Raw genomic sequence first — 24,329 nt, forward strand, 5'->3', positions numbered from 1 at the left:
TTCATGCCCACGATCAACTCAGCGGAGCCGTAACCGGAGTCGAGGAAGTGCTCGGCGGGCAGGAGATCGCGGGCGGCGAGCATGTAATGGACCGGTTCGGTCATCTCCGCGTCGGTCACTGTGGCGTCGGTGGTCGCGATGCCGGTGATCAAGCGCGGCGGCGGTCCGTCGGCTCAAGGGATCAGCGTCTGGCCGCCGGGAGCCGAGTCCTGGTCATCGGTATCGTCGCAGGATTCACTGATGTAGATCTTGTACCCGATCCACCAGGAGCCCTGTTTGAGGCCGTAGCGCGCGTCGGTGTCGTACGGAGAGGCCAGCCGCAGTCTTCCGGGCGGGAGGTCTTTGCTCTCCCGCCGCTTCACCGACGCCCCGGCCTCGGTCACAGTGCGGTGGTAGTTCTGTACCCACATCGTGCGCAGGACCTGCACCGCCGGGAGTTCGCGCAGCCAGGCCGGGGCATCAAGGGCATGCACCGCCTCAAGCAGCACGAACCCGTCCCGGCCGTAGACCAGGGCCATCTCCTCGCGCTTGCTCGTGGAAGCCGGCGGATGCCAGGAGTGAATCCGCGGGCCGTAGCGTTCGGCCCATTCCCGAACGGGTACCGCCTCGGCCAGCCAGTCCGGGGCTGCGCAGGCCAGCGCCTCCAGCGCGACCCGCAGCGTCTCCCCGGCCAGCTCCAGCCTGTTCAGATCGCGTACCGCCGCCAGCACGCGGGTGGAGTCGGTACGCTGCTTGCCTCCTGCCTTCACCAGGCCCCGGTCCTTGAGGGCGGTCAGCAGCAGGTCGAGCGCCTTCTCCTCCATCCCGTGCTCGACCAGTCGCGTGCGGAACCCGGACAGCACCGAGGCGTCGAACCCGGGATCATCCAGCTCCAGGCCGAGCGCGTATGTCAGATCCATGCCGTACCGCACCCGATGCGCTGCCGCCCGGTCGGTGAGGTTCTCGGCGAACTGCAACACCGTCACCAGCGGCAGCTGGCCCGGTGACCAGCCCGGCCGCCCTCTGGATCCGAACGCCTCGGCGAACTCGGCGTCCGCAAACAACTCGCCCACCTCGTCACGGACCCGCATCGCCAACGGATACGGGCCCCGTGCCGCCACCGCCCGCGCCACCTGCGGTCAGCCCAGGCACCTTCGGCCACGGCCTCGGCCGCAACGACATTCAACACCCCACCCGCGACCGGGAACGCCAAGACGGCCGCTGCTGTCCCGACCAACGAGCCGCCAGCCCCGCTGGGCACGGAATAAGCCAGCAGGATCGGTGACACAGTTCTTACCGGCACCCCACAGAGGCGAACCCGACGCCGAAGCGGCACACTGTGGCCATCGGCATCCGGGTTCGCTCACGAAGTCGTTGGGAATCCGCGGCTGGGGTTCTCGCAGTGGATGGCTCCATCAGGCTTGGCGGGCAGAGGTTGTGAGCCGGTCGGCGAGCGCGACGACCAGGTCTCGGAGTTCGTCCGGTCGCTCGATGACGAACGGACGGTCGAGCGAGGCGAGTACAGGGGGCAACCAGTCGAGCCGCTCCGCTCGTAGTTCGACGCGGAGCCAGCGCTCGGTGTGCGGATCTGTGCCTCCTGCGGGCGAGGGCTCCTCCACGCTCGCGACGCCGGCGGGAAGTCGGGCGCGGATCTGCTCGACCGTCCCGTGGATCCGCAGGGTCACTTCGTACCGGTACGCAGTCTTGGCGAGCCCTGACAGGACGCGCTGTGCCGGGTCGAGTCCGGCGGGCGGCTCGAATGAGCCTGGCAGGGTCCTCGCGTCTGCGATGCGATCGAGCCGGAAGGTTCGGTCCTGGCCGATTTCGGGGTCGGTGCCAGTGACGTACCACCGGCCCGAATGGGTGACGATCCCGTACGGGTGCAGCGTACGTTCGCTGCGTCGGCCGTCCCGGGCGGTGTACCTGATCGAGATCGGTCGGCGATGGCGTACCGCATCGGCGATGGTGAGCAGGACCCCGGTCTCCGGGGTGGCGAACTCGCCAGGCGGAGCCGTGAAGGCGAGGGATTCCAGGACGGCATCGAGCCGCCGGGCGAGACGCTCGGGCAGTACCCTGCGGATCTTGGCCGCTGCCGTCTCGCTCGCCGTCTCTGCCGTCGTCAGCAACCCTGCTCGGCGGCCGGCGACGAGGCCGAGCAGAACGGCGAGCGCCTCGTCGTCATTGAGCATGAGCGGAGGCAAGCGGTACCCGGGGGCGAGCCGGTACCCGCCGTAGCGGCCGCGCACCGACTCGACGGGCACCCCGAGGTCGACCAAGTGGTCCACATACCGTCGCACGGTGCGCCCGTCGACGCCGAGCCTGTCGGCGAGTTCGGCCACCGTCCGGATGCCGCCCGACTGCAGGAGCTCCAGGAGTGTGAGCACGCGGCCAGTGGGTCGAGCCATGTACGGAGCCTAGCGTGAATACCGGACCGTTTCTGTCCACTATTTGTTCTAGCGTGCGAGATGCAACGGTTCCCCGACCCCAAGGAGATCACCATGGACTTCGTCTCGATCCGCATCATCACAGACGACGTCGCGCGCCTCGTCGACTTCTACGAGCGAGCCACCGGAGTGCGGGCGAACTGGTCCACCGAGGACTTCGCCGAGCTTCGGACCACCTGCGGCACCGTCGCGATCGGCAGCACCCGCACCGTGGCGCTGTTGTCGCCCGGCGCCGCCCGGCCGGCCGACAACAACACCGTGATCATCGAATTCCTCGTCGACGACGTGGACGACGTGCACCGGAACCTGGCCGGCTTCGTCGCCGACTTCGTCAATGAGCCCACCACGATGCCCTGGGGCAACCGGTCGCTCCTGTTCCGTGACCCCGACGGCAACCTCGTCAACTTCTTCACCCCTGTCACCCCAGCAGCCATCGATAAGTTCGCTCGCTGACGACAGCGCCGCCGCCCGGTCGGAAGTCCAGTTCCGGCGGCACCTCACCATCGGGAGCTGTCCACCGCGCTCTTCCGCACTCCGCGCTGGGCATGCTCAGCCCGGTGGAGTACGAACTCCGCACCCCGCCGGTAGCGTGAAACCAAGTGACTCGGCTCCACCCAACTCGGGACAGTCCGGAGTCCCTACCGAACCCGGGGTGGTTCACCACGAGGGTGGAAGCCGAACGGGCCAGCCGCGGCGCAGTGGCCGAACAGACCGCATAAGGCCGCCCTGGGCGCCGGCCGCATCGACGACGCTCTCCACGCCGACGTACGGATCGCCCCGGAGGATCGGCGCACCGGGACGACCACGGTCACCCCGTCACCGCTACGGACAGCACCCGGACCACGTACGGGCCGACATCGGCCACGACGGCGACGGCGTCGACCTCACCGTCACCGACCTCACCAGGGGGCAGCCGCGCTGGAGGACTTCAGGTCCTCCAGCGTCCACTCCTGGGCGCGTTTTGTGTCCTTGGTCGACGCCCAGGCCAGGATCTGTGGGTTCGGGCGGTCTTCGGTCCCCGTGCCGGCAGCGGTTTCCTCGCCACCCGAGGCGACGAGCCCGGCGATTTACCGGGCGAGTTCGGCGGGGCCTCCCCCGCCGTAGCCGATGTTGTACCCGCGTGCCTGCTCCTCTGGCAGGAACGACAGCAGGCCGTTGGCCGTCCGGACCCAGAAAGGGCCAGCCCGGTCGATGATCAGACGGGCGAACTCATCGTTCGGCCGGAGATCGAGCGGGGCGTACGTGTTGTAGGTCCAGCGGTCGACGTTTCCGCTGACGGTGCGGTGGTGGTGCGCCACGACGGTCAGCGCGAACTCCGGGTCCATGAAGGTCCGGTAGCAGACACAGCCTGATCCGCCCACTGCCGACGGGCTGTACGTGTCATCTTTGACGCACGCGTGGAACAGGCTGGGGATCTTGTCCGCTGTCACGAGCGTGGTGTGCAGGGGGTTCGGCGCGCACCGTTGAAGCCTGCCTAGCCACTCCCGCAGGTACGGAGACTCCCGCTCGATGGATACATCCGCGTTCGCACTTCCACGCACGGCTCGCACAGCTCCCAGCGGTCCTGGCGGACCTGATCCCAGCGGGCGTCGGTGAACTTGCTCCCGCAACCGGTACAGACCGGCCGCTGGGCTGCCTCTCAGTCAAAGCCACACGGACGGCATGAGCGCTTTCAGCCACACCCAGGCCCCGGGGCCTCCCGAATGTACGAAGACCGGAATCAACCCGCAAACAAGGTAAGGAGCGCCTTGGTAGGCCACTCTGAGCGTCACAGTTGGCCGCCCGGGGCACCATGGGTTGCTCCTCCGTGCGGCATCCTCGGTCAAGCACTGTTGGGAACGAGAGCGGTGATCAGCGCGGTCACGAAGGGTGACAGAACGCTCAGGGTAGCCATCGGGTTCCTCAGGAAGCGGGCGCTCACATGGAGCTGCGTCTCCATTCGGGCCCTGGCCGCGAGCAGGTCCTCGTCGAGGAGCCCCGAGTCCGGCGCGGGCAGTGCCCGCTTGATGAGTGCGAACGCCTGCGCACGCCAGGTAAGAACGAACGGGAGCAGGACCGCCGCCAGGATGGCGGTGAAGAAAGCGCCGTACCCCAGGACGAACTCCGGAGGGAAGTCGGCCGGCTCGACAGCGCCGGAACCGATAAGCGCCAAGCGTAACGCGCCGGTGTTGAACACGGACGTCGACACGATCAGGGACAGCGCGAGTCCGCTTGACTCGATGACCCGCCACACGGCCAGGATGTCGGTCACGGCCGCGGCTATGAGCGGAGGATTGGGCGGAACATCGAGGGACGTCTCCTGCTCGGTCCTTTCCCGCATCCGTTCCTGCGCCAGCCAGACGGAGAGCACCCAGGGAGCCGCGGCCCCCGCGCCGAGCGCGGTGAGCACGCCGATCAGCGCCGGAAAGTGACGGATCGGCACGTCGAAGGAGTCGCCCCGGCTGATCCCCCCGAGCGTTGTGCTCGCGGCCAGCATGAGCAGCGTGTATGAGGCGAGCGGCGCCAGCCACCACCTCTGCCCGCGCCGCCACGACGCCGGCAGTTCACGGGCCGCCGCGACGCCCCTGCCGAGTAGTGCGAACCAGACCGCTAACGAGAAGGTCGCCATAGCTGCCCACGACCGAAACTCGTGTTCGACGAAGGCGTCGTCGCGAGAGTTGAGCCGGCCGAAGAGCACCAGACCGTTGAAGACCAGTGCCGCGAGGAGCACGAACATCATGCTGCGTGCCGCAGGGGAAGCCCACCACCTGCGAACGTCGTCCCTGATCGCCACTATCGCCTCCGATGCGCCAGTGCGGACTCGTTCCCCGATTGTGAGGGGCGGGCCAGCATCGGTGAAGGTAGGGCGGGCCGCCCGGTCGGGAGCGCAGTTGGGCACGGATTCCCTGGAAGTGCGCAGGCACCCGGCGCACGATCCGCGCCACGCCCGCCCCTGGGACCCGTGTACGCCGCTTGCGATACCTGCCGCACTTCTCCCCGCAGACCAGGCAGCGGCAGACGACACGTCAGCAAGGCAGGAGACCGGGCCCCGGCAGAAACCGACCGCTCACCATCGCGGCGGGCAGAACACACGGCCTGGCCGCCTCAACAATGGCGGGCGGGCCATGCTGGGCGTGGCGAGAGGGAGGCGGTCGACGATGGCGAAGAGCGACGTGTGGGTGCGGGCCGGACAGCAGCTGGTGCGCGCCGACACGATCCAGCGGATCGGCTAGGAGGCCAGCCCCGGGGTCCTGGCGCTGAAGGTGACCGGCGAGCGCGAGCTGCTGCCCGTCGACGTCCCCAGGGCCGCCGTGCCCCCTTTCGGACGGGCGCAGCGGTGGGTGTGGGCGGGAAGGTGCTGGCGGACCGGCTGCCGGCGGCCCGGCTGCCGGCGGCCGTGGCGGCCTGCGCGGGCCTGCACGCACCGCCTGGCGCTCGAAGCCGATGACGCGGGCGTGGGGTGGGTGCGGGAGACCTTCACCTCCAATGGGAGCGTCGCCATGCCGGTCGACCGGCTCGCCCGGCTGGCGCTGCCCGGCCTGATCCCGCCCGCATCGGCCGCCGGAGGAGTGGGCCGTGCAGGCCGTGCCGGTGCAGCGTAGCGTGGGCGGCGGTGGCCGGTTCTGTGAACTACGACAGGAGCGGATCTCGTTGGCCTCGGGCGCGCCCGGTTGTCAAGATTCGCGCGCTTTCAAGCAGGCGGGGGTGCAGGGCCTGACGCGAGATACCCGTCAATCGCGCCGGGGCGGCAACGTTGATCTCAGCGCCCTGCTTCTCGATGAGATGTGTCAGCCTCACGACTCTGCTACCGCCTCAGCCTGTACTTCGTTGCCAAACGCTCAGTCAGTGCTGTGTGCGTGCGGCCATGGCCGCACGCAGTGCGTCCGCGTCGAGAACCGGGCCCCAGGCATCCATCGGATCGATACGTCGACCGTCGACCAGTGATCCGGCGTCGACAACGTCGAAGCCAATCCGGTCGATGAATTCGGTGACGGCTCGCTTCGCTTGGTCGTCATCGCCGGCGATCGGTATGGCGCGTCGGTGAGGTGTGCCTGGAGGGCGGGCGTGCTCGATGATATGGGTGGCCATGATGGCGTTGAAGGCCTTGACGACGCGTGTGGCGGTGAGGTGTGCGGCGAGTATTTCGCTTGGCGCGGTATCTCCGTTGTCGATGGCGGGGACCTGTCCATCACGTGGAGCGAAGTAGTTGTTCGCGTCGATGACGATCTTGCCGGCCAGGGGTTGCACCGGAATCTGCAGCACATTGCGGAACGGGATCGCCACAACGACCAGGTCGCCGGCCGCGCTGGCTTGTTCGGAGGTTGCAGCATAGGCCCTTGGGCCGAGCGCGTCGATCAACCGAGTGAGGGTGTGTGGGCCTCGGGAGTTACTCATCACGACGTCGTGGCCGGAGGCGATCGCCTGTCGTGCAATGGCCTGTCCGATGTTGCCGCTGCCGATAAAGCCGATGACGGTCATGATTGCCTTCCTCCGTAGGTGCACTGCAGTGAGCCGCCCGGACGGGCCCGGACCAGGCCGCCTGCTTGTCGGCATGGTCGAAGCAGGCGGCTCGGTCCGAGGGCGTCGGCCGGATCTGCGGTTGTATCCAGTGGTCAGGGGGTGAGGACGAGCCGGCCTCGCAGGCCGCCCTCCGCGAGGCGTCCGTGGGCCTGCGCCGCCTCATCCAGTGGGTACGTCTGGGCGACCCGAAGGGTGAGCGCACCTGAGGTGGCGAGGTCGGAGAGGGTGGTGAGCATCGCCGCGTCGGGGGAGACCTGGGTCAGCCTTACCCGGATGCCGCGCTCCGCCTGAGGCAGAGCATCCATCCGGGTGGTGACAAAGGTTCCGCCATCCCTGACTGCGGCGATGACGCCAAGCGTGGTGGTGTCCAGCACCGCGTCCGCGCCGTGCGGGTAGAGCCGGCGCACCGCAGCGGCGGGGTCGTCACTCGCGGGCACGAAGGCGTCGGCGCCGAGGACGCTGGTGACGAAGCTCTCGTCGTGGGCGAAATCGCTGGCGATCACCGTCAGCCTGCGTCGCTTGGCCAGTTGCACGGCGTAGCCGCCGACCGCACCGGCCGCGCCGGTGATGAAGACGCTCTGCCCTTCACCGAGGCCGAGAAGCTCCACCGATTGCGCGGCGGTCAGGCCGTTGAGCGGGATGGTGGACGCGTGCACGGCGTCGATCCCGCTCGGCGCGTGGGCCAGGGTGTTACTGGGCACAATCGTGTACTCGGCCTGGGCCCGCACGACACCGGTTGCGCCCTGCACGATCGCGATCACGGGCGTACCGACCTCCCACGCCGCGCCGGGGCCCACGGCGTCGACTGTGCCTGCCACGTCCCAGCCCAGCCCGAAGTGACTGCCCTGCTCGGGAGCCGGAAACAGACCGCTCCAGGCCGCCACATCAGCCGGGTTGAGGGCGGCGGCATCCACCTTGATACGTATCTCGAACATCCCCGGCTCAGGCAGGTCGACGTCCGCCACCTCGATGACGTCTGGTGCGCCGACAGACCGGTAAACAACTGCTCGCATGATCTTCGCTCTTCCGTTTGCGTTTTCGAATGCCACGAACGCTAGGTGGGTTACGATCGATTCGTAAGTAGGTACTTTTCAGTGCGCTGCGCTCCTGACAGGAGAGATGGATGACCACCACGGCGAAGCCGGCGCGCCAGATCGAGCCCGGCACGTACGAGGCATACATGCATGACTGCCCCGCGGTGGCCTTGCTCTCGACCATCAGCAACCGATGGGTCAGCCTGACCATGTGGGTCTGCTGCACGATCGGGTGACATCTGAACTGGCTTGCCCTGTAGGGCGGGTGGGAAGGATGTCGCTGTGCCCAAGCCTTATCCGGAAGAGTTCCGCCAGGACGTCGTGCGGGTCGCGAGGAACCGCGGCCCGGGTGTCACGGTGGAGCAGGTGGCCACCGATTTCGGGGTCCACCCGATGACGTTGTGGAAGTGGATGCGCCGGGCGGATATCGACGACGGGACCAAGCCCGGGGTGAGCAGTCAGGAGAGCGCGGAACTGCGGGAAGCACGCCGGCGGATCAAGCTGCTGGAGCAGGAGAACGAGGTCCTGCGCCGGGCCGCAGCCTATCTGTCGCAGGCGCATCTGCCGGGAAAAGGATCTACCCGCTCGTGAAAGAGCTGGCCGTGGACGGGGTGCCCGTCACGGTGACGTGCCGGGTGCTCAAGCTCGCCAGACAGCCCTACTACCGCTGGCTGGTCAAGCCGGTTGCCGACGCCGTGCTGGAGGAGGCATATCGCGCGAACGCGTTGTTCGACGCCCACCGCGACGACCCGGAATTCGGCTACCGCTTCCTGGCCGATGAAGCGCGAGGCGCCGGGGCCGGCATGGCCGAGCGCACCGCGTGGCGGATCTGCCGGGACAACCGCTGGTGGAGTGTCTTCGGGAAGAAGCGCGGCCGGGGCAAGAAGGCCGGGCCGGCGGTGCACGACGATCTCGTGAGCCGCAACTTCACCGCGACCGGCCCGAACCGGCTGTGGCTCGCCGACATCACCGAACACGCCACCGGCCAAGGCAAGCTGTACCTCTGCGCGATCAAGGATGTCTTCAGCAACAGGATCGTGGGCTACTCCATCGATGCGCGGATGAAGTCCCGCCTCGCCGTAGCCGCCCTGGACAACGCCGTGGCCCGGCGTGAACACGTCGACGGGTGCATTCTGCACAGCGATCGCGGATCACAGTTCCGGTCCAGGAAGTTCGTCCGAGCCCTCGACCACCACCGGATGGCCGGATCGATAGGGAGAGTCGGGGCTGCCGGCGACAACGCGGCCATGGAGTCCTTCTTCAGCCTGCTGCAGAAGAACGTCCTCGACCGCCGGACCTGGGCCACCCGTGAAGAACTGCGGATCGCGATCGTGTCCTGGATCGAGAGGACCTACCACCGGCGCCGCAGACAAGCCGCACTCGGCCGGCTGACACCCGTCGAATTCGAGGCCGTCATGACCACACCGGCCCTCCAGGCCGCGTGACCGAACCTGTCACCCGATCGTGCAGCAGACCCTTTCCTCAACGCGTACTTCGTCGGCAACGTCGCTCAGACCGCTGGCCTCCATGAAGCCATCACCAAACCTTGCGTAGATGCCGATGTCACTGACCACACCGGCAGGCTGCTTCTGGTGATGACCTACAGCCAGGGCATGGGCATGACCCTCGCGCGCTATCCCCAAGCCGAGGAGGTACTGGCTGCGCATCTGCGCCACCTCAAGCGTTTGGGGCCCACCGCCAGCCGCTACTGCCTTGCTGCGTGGCTGGCGAGCAGCCTGGGTGAGCACGGTGACTCAGGTTCGATCGGTCCTGTTCAGCGTTGGCAGCCCTATCGGGACGACTATCTGGCACTTCTCGAGCGTGATGACTGGTGCGAGACGGCAAGGAACGCCCTCGCAGTCAAGGACCCTGGGATCCTCCGGCTCGTCGAGACATCTTCAGGCCGTCAGTTGCGAGCGTTCGTCGACCGGCCGCTATCCGGCGAGGAGTAGCGAAAGCCAGGGATACCCTGGCCGATCCGGCCAGCGACACCCTGCCTGCCCCCGACAGCAGGGTGCCTGAGCACGGCCCGTCACGGCCCGCCGCACCCTGCGGCGGGCCGCGTAGTTCTACGCCCTCAAGGTTAATTCCGCGGCACCAGCCCGGTCCAAGACCCCACCCTCCGGCAGGAAGTCACGACTTCCTGCCTAGCCTCGGGCTTTCGTCCGGGCGGCGCTGAGGAGGGCAGTCAGGTGCGTAGGGGAGGCATCTGATCAGCGCAGACGGGGACTGGTCGGTTCTCTTGGCCAACCTGATCGCAGTCACCTCCCAGGTGAGTACCGCGACCGCGGGGTGTTGACGGGTGAGTCTGATCTGGATCGTTGCAGGGTTGTAGGGATCGTCGTCCGTTGGCTTGGTGATCGATTCGTGCGGTTGCGGTGGTGCTGGAACCTGGTGGTCTTGCTGTTGTGTCGGTGGGGGTGGGTAGGGTCCGGGGATGGGGAAGATCGAGGTCGTTCCGGAGAAGGTGGCCTGGGTTCTGGTGCGTGACGGGCGGGTGCTGGTGACGCGCAACCGTGGTGTGAATGTCTTCTACTTCCCGGGCGGGAAGCGGGAGCCGGGTGAGTCCGATGCCGAGACCTTGGCGCGCGAGATCGCCGAGGAACTCCAGTCCCGGGTCGATACGGCCACGATGGTGCACGTTGGCACCTTCGAGACGCGGAGGGATGACGACGGAGGCACCGAGTTCCGGATGATCTGTTACACCGCCGAGTACACCGGTCCGCTGGTTGCCTCAAGGGAGATCGCAGAGTCGGACTGGTTCGGCTATGGCGATCGTGCGCGGGTCTCGGCAGTGGACCAGATGGTGTTCGACGTGCTTCATACCTCTGGCCAACTGCCCTGAGGAGCAGGCTCACAGTGCGAGGCGCTGTGAGTCACGAGTAGCTGTCCGACGTGTGGTCAGAAAACCAGGAAGCGCCTCTGACCTGCAACAATGAGGATTGTCGAGGTCCTTATTCCTGCCATCGTCGGAGGCACTTCCCAGGTGAAGAAGCGTATCGGGTCCTACCCGCGTGTCCGCGTCGAGGGTGGTGGCCGGGCGGTGGTCTCGCAGGCGGGGGGCGTCCTGTTGGTTGAGACGGCCCGGAAGGCCGGGCTGGACCAGGCGATATCGGCGGCTCTGGTGCCGTGGTGCAAGGCACGGGCGGTGCACGATCCGGGGAAGATCCTGCTGGATGTGGCCCTGGCGGTCGCGTTCGGCGGGGACTGTCTGGCCGATGTGGGCATGCTGCGGGCCGAGCCGGCCGTGTTCGGCCCGGTGGCCTCCGACCCGACGGTCTCCCGCCTCATCAATGTCCCAGCCTCGGCCGGGCCGAAGGCCCTGGCGACGATCCGCACCGCACGGGCCCATGTCCGCGAACACGTCTGGAAGCTGGCCGGACAAGCGGGGCCGGACGCCGGCGGACAGGTGATCGTGGACATCGACGGGGTGCTCGTGCTGGCTCACTCCGAGAAGCAGGGCGCCGCCGCGACCTGGAAGAAGACGTTCGGGCACCACCCGCTGATGGCCTTCGTCGATCACGGCCGAGGCGGCAGCGGAGAGCCGGTCGCCGCTCTGCTGCGGCCCGGCAACGCGGGCAGCAACACCGCCGTCGACCACATCACCACCGCTCAACTCGCCCTGGCCCAGCTACCAAAGAAGTACCGGCGCGGGCGTCAGACACTGATCCGGACCGATTCCGGCGGCGGCACCCACGAGTTCGTGGCCTGGCTGGCCCAGCGAGGCCGGTCGCTGTCGTACTCGGTCGGCATGACCATCACCGACGCCATCCACCAGGCCGTCCTGAAGGTTCCCGGCTCGGCCTGGACGGCGGCCACCGAACCCGACGGAGAGATCCGCGACGGCGCCTGGGTCGCCGAGCTCGACGGCGACTGCCTCAAGGGATGGCCGAAGGGAATGCGGCTGATCGTCCGCAAAGAACGCCCGCATCCCGGCGCCCAGTTGCGCTTCACCGACGCCGACGGACTGCGGCTGACCTGCTTCGCTACCAACACCACCGGCACGGCGATCGCCGCTCTCGAACTGCGCCACCGCCAGCGGGCGAGAGCCGAGGACCGCATCCGCGCCGCCCGCGCCACCGGCCTGCGTAACCTGCCCCTCCACGCCACCGCGCAGAACCAGATCTGGCTGGAGATCGTCCAGCTCGCCCTGGACCTGCTCGCCTGGATGCCGATGCTCGCCCTGACCGGCAAGGTCCGGCTCTGGGAGCCCCGCCGCCTGCGGATCCGTCTGTTCTCCGCCGCCGCCCAGCTCGTCACCACAGCCCGCCGCCGGCACCTGAAATTCGCGACGCACTGGCCTTGGACCGACGTGATCACCGACGCGATCGAACGACTGCAGGCCCTCCCGAACCCCGGCTGACCAGAAGCGACAACCCACCCCTACGACCAGAACCCGCACGCCGGAGCCGTGGAACCCGGCGCCCACCCGACGCGACAGCGGGGCCACCGGCCTTCCCGCACCCCACCCAACAAGCCGAAACGACCCACCAGATGAACTGGCAGCCATCACGAAAGATCGAGGCTAGGTGGGCTTCTGCGGCGACTCCGCACCGGAATACCGCATCTCCCGGAACAAGTGCACTCCGCCCGTACCGCTCAAGAGCCTCGGCAGCTGCCTGGAGTGCCACGACGGCACCCCGGCCGACCCGACCACCTACATCGCTCCCCCGGCCAAGCACCTGCCGGCTGCCTGATCAACGAACTCGCGAAGGAACCCGGAGCATCCGGGGCTAAACGCGCTCCCGACAGCGCCACGGCTGACTACCTGCACGAAGTCTTCGAGCCCACCGCCCGCGCCATCGACGTGGGAAAGGCCCTCTTCGCCATCGGCCTCCTGGACGAGGCCCTCAAACTCGACCCGCGCCGCCCGCAAGACTACTTCGGACGCGTCTGGTCCAGCGCCGGCGTGCTTGCGCAGCCCGTACTCACGCGGAACACCGCGCTCGAAAGCCACCCCAGACACCCAGTTCGCCGCGTCGTTGACCGTGCGCAGGGTGCACTCCAGTGCAGCCGCCTGTTCGGGCGGTGGCAGGAGCTTGACCCGCGTCGCGATCTTCGTGCCCGAAATCGCATCATTGATCCATGTCATCCAGATGGGAATCAAACCCCAACATCCGCAGGGGTCGAACGGTCGTCTACACCCGCCACGCCCATTTGGTCTTCCCACCCACATACCGGCGCGGACCGTTCACCGACGAGATTCTTCGACGCTGCGAAGAGGTCATGCGGGCGGTCTGCGCCGACTTCGACACCGACCTGGTCGAGTTCAACGGCGACACCGGCCACGTGCACTTGCTGGTGCACTGCCCACCCAAGGTCGCCCTGTCCCGGCTGGTCGGCTCACTCAAGGGAGTCTCCGCCCGCCGCCTCCGCCAGGAGCACCCAGAACACATCCGCACGTACCTGTGGGGGGATCACTTCTGGTCTCCCTCGTACCTCGCAGCATCGTACGGCGGCGGCGCACCGCACCACCGTGAGTCAGGAAGCGATTCCTCCCAGACCCAAAGGCCTGGGGATCCTCGCCAGATCCTGCTGAGGAAATTCACAGGGTTCGTTGAACGTCCCTGCGGCCCCATCCGTAAGTCGAGGTTGGGGCCAGGCAGTTGTCCGTCGCAGGGGCCAGGGCGGGCGGGTCGTACGCACGTCAACGAGGAGACCCAGATGTCGCACGCCGGACCGGCCCTCTTCAGCCGGCGGATCATGCTCATAGCGGTGGCCGGTGGCGCAGTGTGCGCAGCCGCCGTCGTGGGCACCGCCATGGCGGGGCAGGGCAACCAGGGCAACACCACAAAGGCAGCGTCAACGCAGCAGATCGTCTGTCCGGCCGTCGCTCCGGCGCTGCCGGCGCTGCCATCGCAGGCGAAGGCCGAGGTGGACCGTAACCTCGCTCTGCTGGAGACGCAGATATCCGAGGCGAACACCCGGCTGGTGACCACCCAGGGCCAGGGCGGCCCGAACTTTGTGAACAACGCCATCCTCGGCCCGCTGAAGGACAAGCGGATCGCCACCATCGACCGCATCGCCATCGCGATCGGCCGGAACGCGGCCAAGCCCACCGGGCTCGACGCGCTCGCCCCGTGCAGCCTGTCAGCCGCTTCCGTGAACCCGTCCGCGGTCGCGTCCGCTTCCGCTTCCGCGACCGCGGGCGGCAACAACCAGGCCGGCGGCGCCGTGAACCGCCTGGCCGGCCCGCAGGCCGACGACTTCGTCGACATCACGACGGTGGCGCCGAACGTGACGAAGGTCCGCAACCAGTCCGGGGCCTCCATCGGCACCTTCACCTCCCGCTGCGGCGTCAACAAGCAGGGCCAGCACAACTCCGACAACGTCATCGTGGCTCCCGGCGTCGTCGACGGCGCGCACCACGTCCACGACTACGTCGGCAACAAGGACGTCAGCGGCGCCTCAACCAACGAGTCGCTGATCGCTCAGGGGACGTCCTGCACCAACGGCGACCAGTCCGCCTACTACTGGCCGGTCGTCCGCGACCTCACCAAGCAGGGCGCCGACGCCAACTCGGCCCTCGGCGGCGGCGCGGAGAACAACGTCGGCGCGATCCTGGTGCCCAACTCCGTCACCATTACCTACAAGGGCAACGCGGCCAGCAAGGTCATCGCCATGCCGCAGTTCCTGCGCATCATCACCGGCGACGCGAAGGCCGTCACCAACGGCATCGCCAACGCCAACGCCCACTGGAGCTGCACCGGCTTCGAGAAAAAGGTCCAGCTGACCGACAAGTACCCGCTCTGCCCCAGCGGCAGCAAGGTCGTCCGCACCTTCGCCTTCCAGAGCTGCTGGGACGGCCGGAATACCGACAGCGCCAACCACCGCACCCACATCGTCTTCCCGGACGCGGCCACCGGCGTCTGCCCGCAGACCTTCGTGGCCGTCCCGAAGCTGACCATGCGGCTCACCTACACCGTGCCCGCGGGTCCGAACTACGCGGTGGACGGTTTCCAGGAGCAGCAGCACAAGGCCGTCACCGACCACGACGACTTCATCGAGGTCATGAGCACCCAGCTGATGGACCAGGCCGTGCAGTGCATCAACACCGGCCGGCGCTGCGCCTGATCTGACCTGACCCATCAAGGCCGGCGACCCAGGGCCGCCGGCCTTGATGGTCGCCGGCCTCAGCGGTGTTGGCGGAACGCCCCAGCCGCGATGAGGGCGAGGCCGCGCCGTCCGACGCGCCAGCGACGGCCGGCGGTGCGTCCGCGTGGCGCACCCAGGTCCGCAGCGTCTCGGGGTTGACGTTCAGATCGGCCGCGACGTCCTTGAACGTCCGCCTGCCCGCCGAAGCCCGCCCCAAGCGATCGCGCCGGACCGGAACTCCGCACTGTACTTCGGAGGCCGTGCCACAGAGATCTACCTCTGATCTTGGCCAGTGCTCCGCCCTTCAGGGCGAGGGGTGAAGGCCATCCTTGGGTCGGAGGCGCGGAGCGCCGGAGTGCTCTGCGTCTGCGGGGTGACGGTCAGACGGGGCGCTGCTGGTTTTCGATGTACTGCTTGACGACGGTCAGGGGTGCCCCGCCGCATGATCCTGCGAAGTAGGAGCCGGACCAGAAATGTCCGCCCCACAGGTACCGGCGGACGTGGCTGTCGTACTCCTGGCGGAGCCTGCGGGAGCTAACGCCCTTGAGGGAGTTGACCAGCTTGGAGAGCTGGACCTTGGGCGGGTAGTGCACGAGCAGGTGCACGTGGTCCTGTTCGCCGTTGAACTGCTTCAGCTCGGCCTCGAAGTCGGCGCAGACCTCCCGCATGATCTCTTCTGTGCGGGTCAGCATGGCGTCGGTGAACGCCTTCCGCCGGTACTTCGTGACGAAAACCAAGTGAACGTGCAGGTTGTAGACAACATGGCGACCGGTTCTGACATCGGGATTATGGTCCCAGCGGGGTGACATAAACCAATGCTAGGCTCTCGATGGTGAGTCACAACGCCCTGGTCAAGCGGCAGTTCGGGCACCGTGCCCGGCTTGCGCTGTCGCCTGCCGAGGTGTTGAAGACAGACGACCAGGCGCACGCTGCCCGCACGATGTGGAACCTGCTGCACGCGTGGTGGCAGATGATGCCGAAGGAGAAGCGGACGCTCGCGAACGCGGACGCCGCGATCCGTCAAGCCCGCGAGGACATCGACTTCCTGGCCGTCCTCCCCGCCCAGGCCGCGCAAGCGGTACTCAAGACGTACTTCCAGGCGTGGAAGAACTGCTGGGAGGGCCGCGCCGACGCCCCGAACTTCAAGGGCCGCCTCCGCACGGTGATGTCCGTGGACATCCCCCAGGGCCGGGACCTGAACATCACCCGCGTGCACCGCCGCTGGGGCATGGTCAACATTCCCAAGGTGGGCCGGGTCCGCTTCCGGTGGACCAAAGACCTTCCGGTCGGCAAGCGTGCCGACGCGGAGAACCGGATCACCGGGGCACGATTGATCAAGGACGCGCTCGGCTGGCACATCGCCTTCCGTGTTCAGACCTTGGAGGTCAAGCCCGATCCCCACCAGGGGCCGGACGTCGGCATCGACGTGGGCGTCATCGTGCCCATAGCTCTCTCGGACGGTGAAACGTACGAGCACGGCGAATGGCTGACCGACAAGGAGAAGGCCAGGCTTGTGCGCCTGGAGCAGCGCGCCGCGCAGCGTAAGCGGCACCGCAAGCCCGGCGAGCGCACCAGCCGCCGGCTGCACCGCACCTACGACCAGATCGCAGGACTGCGCGCGAAAGCCAAGCGCCGGGCCCTGGACTGGCAGCACAAGACCACCACCGACATCGCCCGCACCTACGGCACCGTAGTGGTCGAAGCACTCACCATCACGAACATGGTCAAGTCCGCCAAGGGAACGGTTGAAGAGCCGGGGAAGAACGTCGGCCAGAAATCCGGGCTGAACCGCTCCATCAGTGGGGAGGCATGGGGCCGCACAGTCACCATGCTGGCGTACAAGACCGCCCAGCTCGGCGGCACCTTGGTCAAGGTCCCTGCTCCCGGCACCTCCAGGCGCTGCTCGGCGTGCGGCTTCACCACGCCCGGCAGCCGGGAATCCCAGGCCGTGTTCGTGTGCAAGAACCCGGACTGCGGCTGGTCGGGCAACGCCGACCACAACGCGGCCCGGAACGTCTTGCACCTGTACCGGATGGGCCTCGCGCTCATCCCGGCTGCCGGGAGGGCAGTCGTCAGGCGCGCGAAGCGCGCCAAACCCGCTGCCGCAAGGTAAGCAGGAATCTCCCGGCTTCAGCCGGGAGAGCACTTCAAACCTTCCAGGATCAACAAGATCCGTTGTCAGGTGTGTGCACATCACGAGAATCACCTCAGCCCCCGGCTGCACCACCCCAGGGGACCCAACCGTCCCATATGTGCGAGTCTGGTACGGGATGGTTGATCTGGACCTGTCGGCATCCACTGCATCGACGGGAGGTACGTCGTGGACATGCCTCCTGACGGCCGTGACCGGACCGGAGTCTCGGTGCCACCGGCATCAGGGGCCGGCGCCGCGGACACCGGTTCGCTGCGGGCTCCCGTGCCGGAGGCCGTTCGATTGGCGGAAACTGCCGGATGCGCGACGTCCGAGTTCGGGCTGACGGAGCGATTGCTGTTGTCCCGCAGCTCACCTGCGGCGACGCACGCCTTGCGCACCGACCGGCCAGTGTGGCTGGATCCCGCGGCGCTCGCCGCCTACTCCGAAGGCGTGCCGACGCCGCTGCGAGCGGAGACGTCTCTCGCTGCGCTGCCACTCGTGGACTGGGAGGCGACCGGCGGCCGGGGCCTGCTTCTGGTCGAAGCCATGTCGGAATCCTCCGGCTCGGTGCCGGTGGCCGGCGGCAAGCAGGTGTGGAGCGAGATCGTTGTGCCGCAGCGTGAGCCGGCTCCCGCAGGCTCGGGGCCCCGAACGGAACGAGGGGGTCTGCGATGAGGCCCCGTACGTGCCATGTCATCGCGGCGCTCGTCGCGGGGCTCATGATGTTGTCCCTGGCCGCCTGCGGAGGAGGCCACACGTCCGGCACGGACAGCTTCGCCGTCGGCCTTCTGCTTCCGAGCCGCACGGTCCCCCGCTGGGAGCATTCCGACAAGCCGCTGATCGAAATGCGGCTGAAGAAGCTGTGTCCGCACTGCACCGTGGAGTACGCCAACGCCGAGGGCGATACGACGAGGCAGCGGCAACAGATGATCTCCATGATCACCAAGGGGGTCAGGGTCCTGATCCTCGACGCCACCGACACCAGGGCGCTCCGCTCCTCGATCCAGGAGGCGCACAAGGCCGGTGTCCCCGTCGTCGCCTATGACCGGCTCGCCGAAGGCCCGGTCTCGGGCTATGTCAGTTTCGACGGTGCGCAGATCGGCAGGCTCCAGGGCGAGGCGCTCCTGAAGGCCATGGGCGACAAGGCGAACGGTGGGAATGTCGTGATGATGAACGGCGATCCGACCAGCCCCAACGCCGCGTGGTACAGGAGGGGCACGCTGTCCGTCATCACAGGCAAGGTGAAGGTCGCCAGGTCGTACGACACCCCGGGCTGGAGCACGGAGAACGCCCACGCCAATATGTCAGCTGCCATCGCGGCCCTGGGCCCGGACCGGATCGGCGGCGTCCTGGCGGCCAACGACGCCATCGCCGCAGGCGTCATCTCCGCTCTCAAGAGCGCCCGTGTCAGGGAGCTCCCTCCCGTCACCGGCCAGGACGCCGACCTCGACGCCGTGCAACGCATCGTCAAGGGCGAGCAGTACATGACGGTGTACAAACCTTTCGGGGCGGAGGCCGAAGCGGCTGCCGCCATGGCCGTCGCCCTGGGGCGCGGTGGGGATCTCGGCGCCGTCGTCACTACGACGACTGACAGCCCCACCACACGGCACATCCCCTCCGTCCTGCTCACTCCGAGCGCGGTGACGGTCGGCAACATCGAGCAGACACTCGTAAAGAACGGCGTGTACACCATCGACCAGATCTGCACCCGGGAGTTCCGGCCCGCCTGCGACAGAGTCGGACTCGCCCGGTGAAGGGCGCGCTGTCAAGCGGGCGGCCGGGCCCGAACGGGACACCGATGACGTGACTACGCTTGGCGTTAAGCACCTATTACGGGGCATATCTGACAAATCTCTAAGGAACCGAAGATGGGTCTCGGTGCCGGGCTTCCGGCCGTGAAGCACAGGTCCCTCGCCCGTGCGTCTGCGGCGATTGCGGTTGCCTTCGGCCTGGTCCTGGCCGGGGCCTGCAGCGGGGGCGGCGGAGGCGGAGGCGACAGCCTCACTGTCGGCGTGCTGCTCCCGGGCGGCGGGGCCTCTCGTTTCGGACAATTCGACGGGCCCCTGATCGAGGGGAAGCTGAAGCAGTTGTGCCGGCACTGCCCGGCAGCGACCGTCGCTGCCACGCCTGACCCGGCGGTTCAGCAGCAGCAGCTCGAGTCCATGATCACCAGGGGTGTTGATGTGCTGATCCTCGCCGCCGTCGACCCCCAGTTGATGCGCCCGTCGGTCGAGGCCGCGCACCGGGCCGGTATCCCGGTCGTCGCCTATGACCGGCTCGCGCAAGGCCCCATCTCCGGTTACGTCACCTTCGACGGTGCGAAGGTCGGCAGGCTTCAGGGCGAGGCGCTCCTGAAGGCCATGGGCGCGAAGGCGCACGGCGGCCAGATCGTCATGATGAACGGCGCCACGACCGACCCCAATGCCGGCTGGTTCAAGCGGGGAGCACTCTCCGTCCTCGAGGGCAAGGTGAAGATCGGCAAGTCGTACGACACCGTCGGATGGCGGCCGGAGAACGCCTTCGTCAACATGAAGAGCGCCGTCGCCGGCCTGGGCGCGGGAAACATCGACGGCGTTCTGGCTGCCAATGACAGCCTCGCTGGCGCCGTGGTCTCCGCCCTCAACGCCGCCGAGGTCAGGCCACTGCCCCCGGTCACCGGCCAGGACGCCGACCTCGCGGGCGTGCGGCGCCTCATCAGCGGCGACCAGTACATGACCGTCTACAAGCCCTTCAAGCCCGCGGCCGACGCCGCCGCCGAGATGGCCGTCGCCCTGGGGCACGGCAAGTCGGTCGAGTCCATCGCCACCGGCACCGTCGACAACGCCACCACCAAGAACATCCCGGCCGTCCTGCTCGAGTCGGTCTCGGTGACTGTCGGCAACATCAAGGACACTGTAGTAAAGGATGGTATGTACACAGTCGACCAGATCTGTACCCCGGAACTCCGGTCCGCCTGCGACAAGGCCGGACTCACCCGATGAACTTTCCTCACAGGCGGAAGGAGGTGGCCCCGTGCCGGTTCAGCCCCTGCTGGCGTTGCGCGGCGTCTCCAAGCGATTCGCTGCCGTCCAGGCGCTGGTGGACGTTGAGCTGGAGATCAGGGCCGGGGAGGTGGTCGCCCTGGTGGGCGACAACGCCGCCGGCAAGTCCACCCTGGTCAAGGTGATCTCGGGGGTCGGTCCCGCCGACCGGGGCCTCATCGAGTGGCAGGGCGGTGCCGTCCAGATCAAGCGTCCCCAGGACGCCCAGGTCCTGGGGATCGCGACCGTCTACCAGGACCTCGCGATGTGCGGCAACCTCGATGTCGTCGGCAATCTCTTCCTCGGCCGGGAAATCCACCGGCTCGGCGTTCTCGACGAGGTGGAGATGGAGCGCCGCACCCGCGAACTGCTGCATACCCTGTCCATCCGCATCCCCGACGTGCGCGTGCCACTCGCCGCGCTGTCCGGCGGCCAGCGGCAGGTCGTCGCGATCACCCGCTCGTTCCTCGGAGCGCCCAAGCTGCTCCTGCTCGACGAGCCCACCGCCTCTCTGGGCGTCGAGCAGACCCGTCAGCTCCTCGACCTCATCGAACAGCTGCGCGACCGGGGCCTCGGGGTGCTCCTCATCAGCCACAACATGGGTGACATCAAGGCCGTCGCCGACCGGGTCGCCGTCCTGCGCCTCGGTCGCAACAACGGCCTCTTCGACGTGAACATCACCTCCCAGGAACAGATCGTCTCCGCCATCACCGGCGCGTCGGACAACGCCGTGGCCCACCGTGCGACCGATCCGGATGAGGTATGGCCGTGAGGAGGAGGGGGAGCCAGGCGCGCGCCGCCGATGCCGCGTCCGCCGCCGGCCAGCGCTGCGGCGGACGCGGGTGGTACGCCGGACGTCTCAGGGCGTACGCCGGCGCGGTGCGCCGCACACTGCACGAAGGTGAACTCGGCCCGGGCCCGGCCCTGCTCGCTCTCGCCGTGATCTGGATGGTCTTCCAGGGCCTCAACGACAACTTCCTCTCGCCGCGCAACCTGTCCGTCCTCAGCGTGGACATCGTCGGAACCGGCATGGTCGCCGTCGGCATCGTCTTCGTGCTGCTGATCGGCGAGATCGACCTGTCGGTGGGCTCGCTCGCCGGCCTGGCGGGCGCTCTGTTCGCGGCGCTGAACGTGAACCTCGGAATGCCGGAATGGCTCGCCGTGATCATCGCGGTGATCTGCTGTGCGGCCGCCGGGGCCGTCCAGGGGTTCTTCTTCGCCAGGATCGGCGTACCCGCGTTCGCCGTCACCCTCTCGGGTCTGCTGGCCTGGAACGGCCTGATGCTCTACCTGCTGGGGCCGGACAGCTCCATCAATTTCAGCGAGGAGGGGCTGGTCGCCACGCTGACCAGCCGCTACTTCAGCCACGCCGTCGCCACCTACGGCCTGGCGGGGCTCGGCACGGCCGCGTACCTCCTGGTCTCCTACCGCGACCGCAGGCGCCGCAGCGCCGCGGGGATGCCGTACCGCCCGGCGGTCGGGATCTGGGCGCGTACGGCCCTCCTCGCAGTGGTCACGTTTGCCACCGTCTACGTGCTGGGCCGGTTCCAGGGCCTGCCGCTGGCGCTCCTGATCTTCCTCGGAGTCATCGTCGCCTCGGACCTCTTCCTGCGCCGCACGCCCTACGGCCGGCAGGTCCTCGCGCTGGGCGGCGGTGTGGAGGCAGCCCGGCGGGCCGGCGTCTATGTGGCGCGCGTGCGGATCTCGGTGTTCACGGTGTCGGGGACCCTGGCCGCGGTCGGCGGCCTGTTCATCGCGTCGCGGCTCACCTCGGCGAGCCAGGACTCAGGGTCCGGCATGCTGCTGATCAACGCCATCGCCGCTGCCATCATCGGCGGCACCAGTCTGTTCGGCGGACGCGGCTCGACCTGGTCCGCGCTGCTGGGGGTGCTCATCATCCAGTCGATCGCTTCGGGCATGGCGCTGGTGGGAGTCGACACCCCGATCCAGTTCATGATCACCGGTGGGGTCCTGCTCGCCGCGGTGGCATTCGACTCCTTGGCGCGGCGCACTGCGGAGTCGCGCGGGCTGGCCTGAGGGATGTCAGAGCACTGTCGGGTTGGTGATCGTGGCTGCCCGGGATGATCTTTGGGTTGTTCGTCTCTGGGAGTGCTTGCTCGTGGACACCGTTGCGCCGCCGTCGTACATGGCGCTTCCGGTTTCCACCGAAGGTGATCGCGTCGAGCGGGTCAACGGCTACCTGGAGACGTCGTTCCTGCCCGGCCGGGTGTTCACCTCCCCGGCCGGCTTCAACACCCAGCCGGCGACCCCGAACTTGTTACCGTTCGAGCGCATCCGCTTCCAGGCATCGCCCCGGTCGCGGCACTGCGTCGACGCCTCGTGGACAAGCGGGGCGAGCCCCTCGACAGTGAACAGTTCGAGACCAGCTGCTCGCTTCCCTCAAGCCGCGGCAGCGGCTCCCCGACCGGGCCGCCCAGGGCCGACAGCACGCCCGTGGCATCGACCTGCGCTCCGGCCAGGCCCGGGTCCGCGACTACGGGCGCCGAGTGTGGACCAGCGTCACCGCCGCGGTCAGCACCACCGTGACGGTGGAATCCCGCCGCCACTCGCACGAAGACCTTGCCGCACTGCGCGGCCGCATCGAGACCACTCCCTGGTTCGGCGAACGCGGCCGCAGCGCCCTGCGGGTCCCCCGGGCACACCTGAACGTCGCCGAAAACAGCGGGTGGTCGTCCGCACCACGCCGGCGAACGGCAGCCCGCCGAGGAAGCCGGTATCTACCGGCAGACCCTTCGCAACGCCTACGAGACCGTCCTGACGCTGCGCCGACTGCGGTTCGCGCGCGGCCACGAGGGCTCCACTTGGTACCTCGGCGACGGCAACACCCCCGCCGCCGGCCGTTTGCTGTCTCGTATCCACGGTGCGGAGTTCGTACTCCATCAGGCTGAGCATGCCCAGCGCCGGCGCGTAGTGCCTGCGCTGTCGGTTGTGAAGGATTTCCAGGTACTCGAAGAGCGCGGTGGACAGTTCCAGGCGCGTTCGCCACCGCCTGCGGTGGAGCACGGTCAGCGCCGGCGCCCCGGAAGCGGCCCAGTCCGGGAGAGCACCGGCGGAACATCGAGTGCCGGGACGCCCCGGCACTCCGGCAATGCCGGATTCGCCGCCCGCCCCGCCGTCGGGCCGGGCGACGAATCCGATCTCTGCCTGCTGCGCGTACCCTGGCGTGTGGCCTGCGAGGACCCGGAGGCCGGCCTGGTCCGCATGACGCCGTGCCGGGGGCTGGTGGTCCACCGCGGGCGCTCGGGCTGCGCCCGGCCGGCAGCAGCGTCGTCCGTACGCATGCGGTCCGTACGGACGCCCACCGGACATCGAGAGAAGGAGTCGCTCTCCGCAGAACCGGTCGGGACGTCATGGGACGATGTCCCGGCAAGCGGCGAAGTCGGGAGGGTGTACGGGATGGCACAGGCAGCCCGGCTAGGGCGTCCGGCGGGGGTGGACGGCGAGCAGACGCGGCGCCGCATCATGGCCGCGGCGACCGAGCACGTGGCCGAGGTGGGTTACGGCAACGCGACCATGAAGACCATCGCCGAGCGCGCCGGACTGACGAGTGCGGCCATCTACCGGTACTTCCCCACCAAGCAGGAGCTGGTGGGCGTCATTTTCGACGAGCTGGTCCAGGAGATCATGGGCCGCCTGGAGCGGGCGACGCAGGTCCCGGGAACCCTTCAGGAGCGCTTCGTCTCCCTGCTGGAGGAGTCGCTGGCCTGCACCCGTGACCATCCGGCGGCCGCGCGGCTGAGCGAGGCCGTTCACTTGGAGTCGGCGCGGATCCCGGAGTTCCACGCGGTCATCGACGGTCGGGTGCGCACCGAGGAGGAGATCTACACGCGGCTCGTCGACGACGCGATCCGGCGCGGCGAGCTTCCCGCCGACGCGGACCGGCAGGCGATCGCCGACATGCTCACCTCGCTCATCTGGGGGCTCACCCGCCTCGGGGCGACCGTGCCCCGAGCGCGCCATGCCGCCGCTATCCGCCAGGTGGAAGGCCTGCTCGCCAGCGGATCCCTGCTCCCGCGCAGCGGCTGACAAGGTCCGGGAACCGCTCCGCCACCGCGGCCGCCCGGAGCCGGGGAATTACCCGAGCACGACTATTGACCAGGAG

22 protein-coding genes and 2 pseudogenes are annotated in these 24,329 nt (G+C 68.2%); 16 read left to right on the forward strand and 8 right to left on the reverse strand.

Features of this window, described 5'->3' with window-relative positions; genetic code table 11:
• Positions 1-173 precede the first annotated feature (173 nt).
• Both ACFXJ5_RS34925 and ACFXJ5_RS34930 read right to left on the reverse strand, forming a co-directional pair.
• The gene (locus tag ACFXJ5_RS34925; RefSeq protein ID WP_384640468.1) at positions 174-1,070 is read right to left on the reverse strand and encodes a transposase; all 897 of its coding nucleotides are present in this window, start codon (positions 1,068-1,070) and stop codon (positions 174-176) included.
• Positions 1,071-1,394: 324 nt separating this feature from the next.
• A complete protein-coding gene (locus ACFXJ5_RS34930) occupies positions 1,395-2,384 on the reverse strand; it encodes a helix-turn-helix transcriptional regulator (RefSeq protein WP_384640369.1) in 990 nt (329 codons plus the stop codon).
• 93 nt (positions 2,385-2,477) lie between these two features.
• Here ACFXJ5_RS34930 and ACFXJ5_RS34935 point away from each other — a divergent pair, with 93 nt between their 5' ends.
• Positions 2,478-2,876 (forward strand): VOC family protein, encoded by a 399-nt coding sequence (locus ACFXJ5_RS34935; protein ID WP_384640372.1) that lies wholly within the window; start codon positions 2,478-2,480, stop codon positions 2,874-2,876.
• A gap of 614 nt (positions 2,877-3,490) precedes the next feature.
• On the opposite strand, the gene ACFXJ5_RS34940 is transcribed toward ACFXJ5_RS34935, so the two are convergent.
• Positions 3,491-3,853 (reverse strand): hypothetical protein, encoded by a 363-nt coding sequence (locus ACFXJ5_RS34940; protein WP_384640375.1) that lies wholly within the window; start codon positions 3,851-3,853, stop codon positions 3,491-3,493.
• Between the two features lie 392 nt (positions 3,854-4,245).
• Positions 4,246-5,133 carry a hypothetical protein gene (locus ACFXJ5_RS34945; RefSeq protein WP_384640378.1) on the reverse strand — a complete coding sequence of 296 codons (888 nt, stop codon included), beginning with the start codon at positions 5,131-5,133 and terminating at the stop codon, positions 4,246-4,248.
• Positions 5,134-5,665: 532 nt separating this feature from the next.
• Here ACFXJ5_RS34945 and ACFXJ5_RS34950 point away from each other — a divergent pair.
• Positions 5,666-6,004: a hypothetical protein gene (locus tag ACFXJ5_RS34950; RefSeq protein ID WP_384640381.1), complete on the forward strand. Its 339-nt coding sequence runs from the start codon at positions 5,666-5,668 to the stop codon at positions 6,002-6,004.
• Between the two features lie 241 nt (positions 6,005-6,245).
• Here ACFXJ5_RS34950 and ACFXJ5_RS34955 read toward each other — a convergent pair whose 3' ends face one another.
• Together ACFXJ5_RS34955 and ACFXJ5_RS34960 are read right to left on the reverse strand one after the other, a co-directional pair.
• Positions 6,246-6,881 (reverse strand): NADPH-dependent F420 reductase, encoded by a 636-nt coding sequence (locus ACFXJ5_RS34955; protein WP_384640384.1) that lies wholly within the window; start codon positions 6,879-6,881, stop codon positions 6,246-6,248.
• Between the two features lie 134 nt (positions 6,882-7,015).
• Positions 7,016-7,936: an NADP-dependent oxidoreductase gene (locus tag ACFXJ5_RS34960; RefSeq protein ID WP_384640387.1), complete on the reverse strand. Its 921-nt coding sequence runs from the start codon at positions 7,934-7,936 to the stop codon at positions 7,016-7,018.
• Positions 7,937-8,046: 110 nt separating this feature from the next.
• On the opposite strand from ACFXJ5_RS34960, the gene ACFXJ5_RS34965 reads away from it, so the two are divergent.
• The 5 genes from ACFXJ5_RS34965 to ACFXJ5_RS34985 all read left to right on the forward strand — a co-directional run bounded on the left by ACFXJ5_RS34965 (position 8,047) and on the right by ACFXJ5_RS34985 (position 12,320).
• The gene (locus ACFXJ5_RS34965) at positions 8,047-8,193 is read left to right on the forward strand and encodes a hypothetical protein (RefSeq protein ID WP_384640391.1); all 147 of its coding nucleotides are present in this window, start codon (positions 8,047-8,049) and stop codon (positions 8,191-8,193) included.
• 46 nt (positions 8,194-8,239) lie between these two features.
• Positions 8,240-9,402, forward strand: a protein-coding gene (locus ACFXJ5_RS34970; protein ID WP_384640394.1) for an IS3 family transposase whose coding sequence is annotated in 2 segments (ribosomal slippage) — positions 8,240-8,524 and positions 8,527-9,402 — 1,161 coding nt in all. Because the reading frame shifts where the segments join, the coding sequence is not laid out codon by codon here.
• A gap of 147 nt (positions 9,403-9,549) precedes the next feature.
• A complete protein-coding gene (locus tag ACFXJ5_RS34975; protein WP_384640398.1) occupies positions 9,550-9,909 on the forward strand; it encodes a hypothetical protein in 360 nt (119 codons plus the stop codon).
• A 485-nt stretch (positions 9,910-10,394) separates the two neighbouring features.
• Positions 10,395-10,802 carry an NUDIX domain-containing protein gene (locus ACFXJ5_RS34980; protein ID WP_384640400.1) on the forward strand — a complete coding sequence of 136 codons (408 nt, stop codon included), beginning with the start codon at positions 10,395-10,397 and terminating at the stop codon, positions 10,800-10,802.
• Between the two features lie 141 nt (positions 10,803-10,943).
• Positions 10,944-12,320: an IS1380 family transposase gene (locus ACFXJ5_RS34985; protein ID WP_384640403.1), complete on the forward strand. Its 1,377-nt coding sequence runs from the start codon at positions 10,944-10,946 to the stop codon at positions 12,318-12,320.
• A gap of 294 nt (positions 12,321-12,614) precedes the next feature.
• Here ACFXJ5_RS34985 and ACFXJ5_RS34990 read toward each other — a convergent pair whose 3' ends face one another.
• Positions 12,615-13,049: a hypothetical protein gene (locus tag ACFXJ5_RS34990; protein ID WP_384640406.1), complete on the reverse strand. Its 435-nt coding sequence runs from the start codon at positions 13,047-13,049 to the stop codon at positions 12,615-12,617.
• Here ACFXJ5_RS34990 and tnpA (ACFXJ5_RS34995) point away from each other — a divergent pair.
• A pseudogene (tnpA, locus tag ACFXJ5_RS34995) lies at positions 13,043-13,408 on the forward strand (IS200/IS605 family transposase); the annotation flags it as partial. The gene ACFXJ5_RS34990 and the pseudogene tnpA (ACFXJ5_RS34995) sit on opposite strands and share 7 nt — an antisense overlap.
• A gap of 213 nt (positions 13,409-13,621) precedes the next feature.
• Positions 13,622-15,031, forward strand: a complete 1,410-nt coding sequence (locus ACFXJ5_RS35000; protein WP_384640471.1) for a DUF1996 domain-containing protein — start codon at positions 13,622-13,624, stop codon at positions 15,029-15,031.
• Between the two features lie 401 nt (positions 15,032-15,432).
• Here ACFXJ5_RS35000 and tnpA (ACFXJ5_RS35005) read toward each other — a convergent pair whose 3' ends face one another.
• On the reverse strand, positions 15,433-15,861 hold the full coding sequence (gene tnpA / locus ACFXJ5_RS35005) for an IS200/IS605 family transposase (RefSeq protein WP_384640409.1): 429 nt from the start codon (positions 15,859-15,861) through the stop codon (positions 15,433-15,435).
• Positions 15,862-15,881: 20 nt separating this feature from the next.
• Between tnpA (ACFXJ5_RS35005) and ACFXJ5_RS35010 the strand changes: the two genes are divergently transcribed.
• From ACFXJ5_RS35010 to ACFXJ5_RS35040, 7 genes and pseudogenes are all read left to right on the forward strand, one after another.
• Positions 15,882-17,165 carry an RNA-guided endonuclease InsQ/TnpB family protein gene (locus ACFXJ5_RS35010; protein WP_384640412.1) on the forward strand — a complete coding sequence of 428 codons (1,284 nt, stop codon included), beginning with the start codon at positions 15,882-15,884 and terminating at the stop codon, positions 17,163-17,165.
• Positions 17,166-17,681: 516 nt separating this feature from the next.
• Positions 17,682-17,861: pseudogene (locus ACFXJ5_RS35015) on the forward strand (ATP-binding protein); the annotation flags it as partial.
• Positions 17,858-18,940 (forward strand): sugar ABC transporter substrate-binding protein, encoded by a 1,083-nt coding sequence (locus tag ACFXJ5_RS35020; RefSeq protein WP_384640414.1) that lies wholly within the window; start codon positions 17,858-17,860, stop codon positions 18,938-18,940. The pseudogene ACFXJ5_RS35015 and the gene ACFXJ5_RS35020, both read left to right, overlap by 4 nt.
• Before the next feature lie 114 nt (positions 18,941-19,054).
• Positions 19,055-20,167 (forward strand): sugar ABC transporter substrate-binding protein, encoded by a 1,113-nt coding sequence (locus ACFXJ5_RS35025; protein WP_384640417.1) that lies wholly within the window; start codon positions 19,055-19,057, stop codon positions 20,165-20,167.
• 31 nt (positions 20,168-20,198) lie between these two features.
• A complete protein-coding gene (locus tag ACFXJ5_RS35030; protein ID WP_384640420.1) occupies positions 20,199-20,978 on the forward strand; it encodes an ATP-binding cassette domain-containing protein in 780 nt (259 codons plus the stop codon).
• Positions 20,969-22,243 carry a sugar ABC transporter permease gene (locus tag ACFXJ5_RS35035; RefSeq protein WP_384640422.1) on the forward strand — a complete coding sequence of 425 codons (1,275 nt, stop codon included), beginning with the start codon at positions 20,969-20,971 and terminating at the stop codon, positions 22,241-22,243. The genes ACFXJ5_RS35030 and ACFXJ5_RS35035 overlap by 10 nt, the downstream gene beginning before the upstream one ends.
• A gap of 1,380 nt (positions 22,244-23,623) precedes the next feature.
• Entirely contained in the window at positions 23,624-24,253 is a 630-nt protein-coding gene (locus ACFXJ5_RS35040) for a TetR/AcrR family transcriptional regulator (protein WP_384640425.1), read from the forward strand.
• Positions 24,254-24,329 lie beyond the last annotated feature (76 nt).

It is taken from the genome of Streptomyces sp. NPDC059373, from assembly GCF_042751495.1.
Classification (GTDB): Bacteria; Actinomycetota; Actinomycetes; order Streptomycetales; family Streptomycetaceae; genus Actinacidiphila.